The 5,041-nt window shown below is 67.9% G+C and carries 4 protein-coding genes; 2 read left to right on the forward strand and 2 right to left on the reverse strand.

Annotation, left to right across the window (positions count from 1 at the left end; genetic code table 11):
* Nucleotides 1-518 (forward strand): transcriptional repressor LexA (gene lexA, locus Y704_RS0101995; protein ID WP_026548883.1); only part of this gene is annotated, 518 nt, incomplete at its 5' end.
* On the opposite strand, the gene Y704_RS0102000 is transcribed toward lexA, so the two are convergent.
* Nucleotides 515-2,581 carry an ATP-dependent DNA helicase gene (locus Y704_RS0102000; RefSeq protein ID WP_026548884.1) on the reverse strand — a complete coding sequence of 689 codons (2,067 nt, stop codon included), beginning with the start codon at nucleotides 2,579-2,581 and terminating at the stop codon, nucleotides 515-517. The two genes, lexA and Y704_RS0102000, sit on opposite strands and share 4 nt — an antisense overlap.
* The gene (hflX, locus tag Y704_RS0102005; RefSeq protein ID WP_026548885.1) at nucleotides 2,574-4,163 is read right to left on the reverse strand and encodes a GTPase HflX; all 1,590 of its coding nucleotides are present in this window, start codon (nucleotides 4,161-4,163) and stop codon (nucleotides 2,574-2,576) included. Before hflX ends, Y704_RS0102000 begins: the two co-directional genes overlap by 8 nt.
* 152 nt (nucleotides 4,164-4,315) lie before the next feature.
* Here hflX and Y704_RS0102010 point away from each other — a divergent pair, with 152 nt between their 5' ends.
* Complete coding sequence (locus Y704_RS0102010; RefSeq protein ID WP_026548886.1) at nucleotides 4,316-4,945, forward strand: class I SAM-dependent methyltransferase; 630 nt, start codon at nucleotides 4,316-4,318, stop codon at nucleotides 4,943-4,945.
* Nucleotides 4,946-5,041: the final 96 nt, after the last annotated feature.

Consider the following 5,041-nt stretch of genomic DNA (forward strand, 5'->3'; position numbering starts at 1 on the left):
ACATCCGCCGCGATCCGAAACGTCCACGGGCCATGGAGATCCTGCTTCCGCTGACGCTCGGTGGTGCGGCCGGCCCGGAGGACCCTGCGTTCCCGACAGCCAGTCCGCTGCACGGCGTCACCCAGTCGCATCCGGGCGCCGTCGATACGGCAATGGTGCCGCTCGTAGGTCGGATCGCAGCCGGCGGGCCCATCCTGGCCGACCAGGTGGTGGAGGAGATCATGCCGCTCCCGCGCCAGCTGGTGGGGCACGGAGAACTGTTCATGCTGAAGGTTTCGGGCGACTCCATGATTGATGCCGCCATCTGCGACGGGGACTGGGTGGTAGTCCGTCGGCAGCAGAGCGCCCTCAACGGCGACATCGTCGCGGCGCTGCTCGACGACGAGGCGACAGTGAAGACATTCCGCCAGCGCGACGGACATACGTGGCTGCTCCCGCAGAACACCCGCTACGAGCCGATCCTTGGCGATCACGCCAGCATCATGGGCAAGGTCGTCTCGGTGCTGAGGGCCCTCTAGCCCGCCCTGGTGCCCGGTACGGGAACGGCGAGCCGCTCAAGAATCCCGAGCACCGTCTTCCTGTCGGTCGTCGCCCAGAAGGGCGGAAGCGCGGCGCGGAGGAACCCGCCGTAGCGGGCATTGGCCAGCCGCGAGTCGAGCACCGCCACCACTCCCCGATCACCCGAAGCCCGGATGAGCCGGCCCGCTCCCTGGGCGAGGCGCACAGCGGCGTGGGTCGCGGACACGCTCATGAAACCGTTACCCCCAGCGCGCGCAACGGCGCGGGTCCTGGCGGTCATCAGGGGGTCATCAGGGCGGGGAAAGGGAATGCGGTCGATCACCACGAGCCGGCAGGCGCTGCCCGGCACGTCCACCCCCTGCCACAGGGACATGGTGCCGAAAAGGCAGGTGTCCGACTCGTCGGAGAACTGCTTGACGAGCGAGGCCAGTGAGGATTCACCCTGGCAGAGGATGTCGAACGCAACCTTCGGCCGAAGCGCCTCAGCAGCTTCCTCGGCCGCCCGCCTGGAGGAGAACAAGCCCAGTGCGCCGCCCCGTGAGGCAGTCAGCAGCGCCTCCAGCTCGGCCAGTTGGGCGCCGGACGTGCCCCGCTCCGGCTTGGGAAGATCCTTCGCGACGTACAGCACGCCCTGGCGGGGATAGTCGAAAGGACTGCCGACGTCCACACCTGTCCAGGCCGGCGCACCCTCACCGGCGAGGCCGAGGCAACCGGCCACCGGACCGAACTCGGGCCCGATCGCGAGGGTGGCCGACGTGAGGATCACCGTGTGGTCCGCGAACAGGCCTTCCCGCAGTTTGCCCGCCACGGACAGCGGTGCCACATTCAAGGTGGCCGGCGCACCTTCGTCCGGAACCGCATACCCGGAACCGGGGGTGAAGGCGCTGGCGCGCGAGGCCCAGATCACCTCGTTGGACGCGGAAGCGGCCAGGATCCGTTCGCTCAGGTCGAAGATCAGGGTCAGCCGTGCGCGTGCCATCTGCCGGCCGCCGTCGGCGTCGCCGGCGGCGGCGGCGGCTTTACCATCCGTCCTGCTGTCGGTCTTGGTGTCCGACAACGCAGCGCGGCAGGCATCGCGCACCTGGCCCAGCGCCTGCTCGACGGCTTCCGGAAGTCCTCCCTGCAGCAGACCTGACGGAAGGAGCTCGGCGGCAGCCTCGAAGGCACTGCCGGCGCTGTCGAGGGTTCCCGTTCCGATGGAGGCATGCCTCCGGAGCGCGGTGGTCGCCGCGTTGATCATGGCCGGTGCCAGCTGCCCCGACACCGCTCCTGTGACGCGGTCGTGCAGCTCATGGGCTTCGTCGATGACGACGACGTCATACTCGGGAAGGACGGCGATGCCCTCGAAGGCGCTGATCGCCAGCATCGCGTGGTTGGTGATGATGATATCGGCCTCTGCTGCCGCTTCCCGCGCCTTCTCGCTGAAGCACTCCTGGGCCACCGGACAGCGCTGCGCGCCGAGGCACTCCATGCTGCTCACCGAGACCTGGCGCCATGCACGGTCGCTGACGCCGGGGAGAAGCTCGTCACGGTCACCGCTGCCGGTTTCCTCGGCCCATTCGCGGAGCCGGACTACCTCCCTCCCGAGCGCACTGGAGGGCGACGTGGAAAACGTGCCGGGCGCCGGGTGGGGCGCAGCGTCCTCCCCCAGGCTGAACAGGGCGTCGGGAACGTCCTCGTCGGGGAACCCGCCACCCACCTTGTGTTTGCAGACATAGTTCGCCCTGCCCTTGAGCAGCGCCACGTCCACGGGACGCGGCAGGTGCGGCCCGAGGGCTTCCAGCAGGCGCGGGAGATCCCGCCCCACGATCTGCGCCTGGAGCGCGAGCGTTGCGGTGGACACCACCGAGGGGCGCTCGCTGTCCATGGCGTGGGCAATGAGCGGCACGAGGTAAGCCAGCGATTTCCCGGTGCCGGTGCCGGCCTGCACCAGAAGGTGACTGCGTGTTGCGATGGCATCCGTGACCCGCCGCGCCATGTCATGCTGCCCGGTCCTGCTCTCGCCGCCCATCGCCGCGACGGCGGCGTCGAGCAGGGCCAGCGAGTCGGGCCCCTCACTCATGCCGGAGGTATGGTTCCAGCTCCGAAGCGAGTGCCTGCCGAACCATGACGTCGAGCCGGGTGCCCTCGCCGACATGCTCCAGCTCCAGGATTTCGGTGTCCTCCTGGTGGAGCCGGCTGAGGACTTCGCCATGCTCGTAGGGCACGAAGAGCTCCATCCTCACGCCCGGGCGCGGGATCGCCTCACTGATCAGGTTGCGGAGTTCATCCAGCCCGGCCCCGGTCCTGGCGGAAACCACCACGTTGCGGGGCTCGCGCTGGCGGAGGCGTTCAATGACGTAGGGGTCCGCGGCATCGGCCTTGTTGAGCACGATGATTTCGGGGATGTTCCGGGCGTCCACTTCCGCCATGACGGCGCGGACAGCTGCGATCTGGCCCTCCGGGTCGGGATGGGAGGCATCGACGACATGCAGGATGAGATCGGATTCAGCGACCTCCTCCAGCGTCGAGCGGAACGCCTCGACAAGCTGGGTCGGCAGTGAGCGCACGAAGCCCACCGTGTCCGCCAGCGTGTACCCGATGCCGTCGGCGGTCTCCGCCTTTCGCACGGTCGGATCGAGCGTTGCGAAAAGCGCGTTCTCCACAAGGACTCCGGCATCGGTGAGCCGGTTGAGCAGGGACGACTTTCCCGCGTTGGTGTAGCCTGCGATGGCGACCGAGGGGACCTGGTTACGCCGACGGTTGGAGCGCTTCGTTTCCCGTGCGGGTTTCATTCCCGCGATCTCCCGGCGGAGTTTCGCCATCCGGGTGCGGATCTTCCGCCGGTCGAGCTCGATCTTGGTCTCACCCGGGCCACGCGACCCCATGCCTGCGCTGGCACTGCCCACCTGGCCGCCCGCCTGGCGGGACATCGATTCGCCCCAGCCGCGAAGGCGAGGGAGCAGGTATTCAAGCTGGGCAAGCTCCACCTGGGCCTTGCCCTCCCGGGATTTTGCGTGCTGAGCGAAGATGTCGAGGATCAGGGCCGTGCGGTCGATGACCTTGACCTTGACAATGTCCTCCAGGCCGCGCCGCTGCGAGGGCGACAGCTCGCTGTCCACGATCACCGTGTCAGCACCCGTGGCGGCGACAACGTCCTTCAGCTCCTGGGCTTTCCCGGACCCGAGGAAGGTGGCCGGATCCGGCTTGAGCCTCCGCTGGACCATCCCGTCCAGCACTTCCGATCCTGCCGTTTCAGCCAGGGCGGCAAGCTCCTGCAACGAATTCTCGGCGTCCTGCGCCGTGCCGTCAGTCCAGAGGCCCGCGAGCACCACCCGCTCCAGCCGGAGCTGGCGGTATTCGACCTCGGTGACGTCCTCGAGTTCCGTGGAGAGCCCGGCCACCCGGCGCAGCGCACGGCGCTCCGCAAGGTCCTGCTGGTCGCCGTCGAAGGACGACTCCTCATCGGCGGCTTCCGAGATCGCCAGGGCCCGCGAGCGCCACGTGCGCTCACTCGGAGCCGAACCTGCTTCGGCGTCCTTTCCCGGCTCGGCCGGGGACTTCGCCGCAGTTGCTTCGTCGTGCGCAAGAATGCGGTCGATAACCGCTTGGATCTCTTCCGGTCCCATGTCGGCGCCGGTGGATCCTCCGGAATTCGTGGTCATATTCTCCCTTGTCGCAATGTTCCTCAATCCTAGTTCCCTCCCGTGGGTGCGTCACCGCAATTCACTCTCCGCGCAACCGGCTGCGTCCTCGGGGGCGGCAGCGGCCCGCCGGCGGCACGCCACCACTCCTGCATCGGCACTAGGCTTTTGGCATGGACTCCCAGCATTACTTCACCACCCAACCTGCAGGACCCGAGGTGCGCCGCCCGCTGTCCGTCGTCCTCGACGGACAGCGGAGGGACCTGCTGACGTCCGCGGGACTGTTCAGTCCCGACGGCATCGACAAGGGCACCGGCATCCTGCTGGACGCCGTACCGCCGCCCACGGGAAGCCGGCTCCTCGACCTCGGCTGCGGCTGGGGTCCGCTGGCGTTGAGCATGGCGCTCAAGGCGCCGACGGCGGACGTCTACGCCGTCGACGTCAACGAGCGCTGCATCGGCCTCACTCGCGACAACGCCACGAGGCTCGGGCTCGCCAATGTCCACGCGAGCACGCCCGACGGCGTTGATCCCACCCTCGAATTCGACACAGCCTGGTCCAACCCGCCAATCCGGATCGGCAAGCAGGAACTGCATGCACTCCTTCTGACGTGGATTCCGAGGCTCGCACCCGCCGGCGATGCCTGGCTGGTGGTGCAGAAGAACCTTGGCGCCGACTCGCTCCAGCGATGGCTAATGGAGTCCCTGTCGGAGGACTTTGCAGTGCGACGGGCAGACACGTCGAAATCGTTCCGCATTCTTCATGTGAAGCGGTCCGGTGGTCCGGCCGACGGAAAGATGTAGCCACAGCACCCCTGGAATTCGGCGGAATTACCGCCAGGAACGACCAGAACGTTCATGCGGGCGCCGGAGGACAATTCCACGATTCCACGGGGCGAA

Origin of the sequence: Arthrobacter sp. Br18 (assembly GCF_000520555.1) — a bacterium.
Lineage (GTDB): Bacteria > Actinomycetota > Actinomycetes > Actinomycetales > Micrococcaceae > Arthrobacter_D.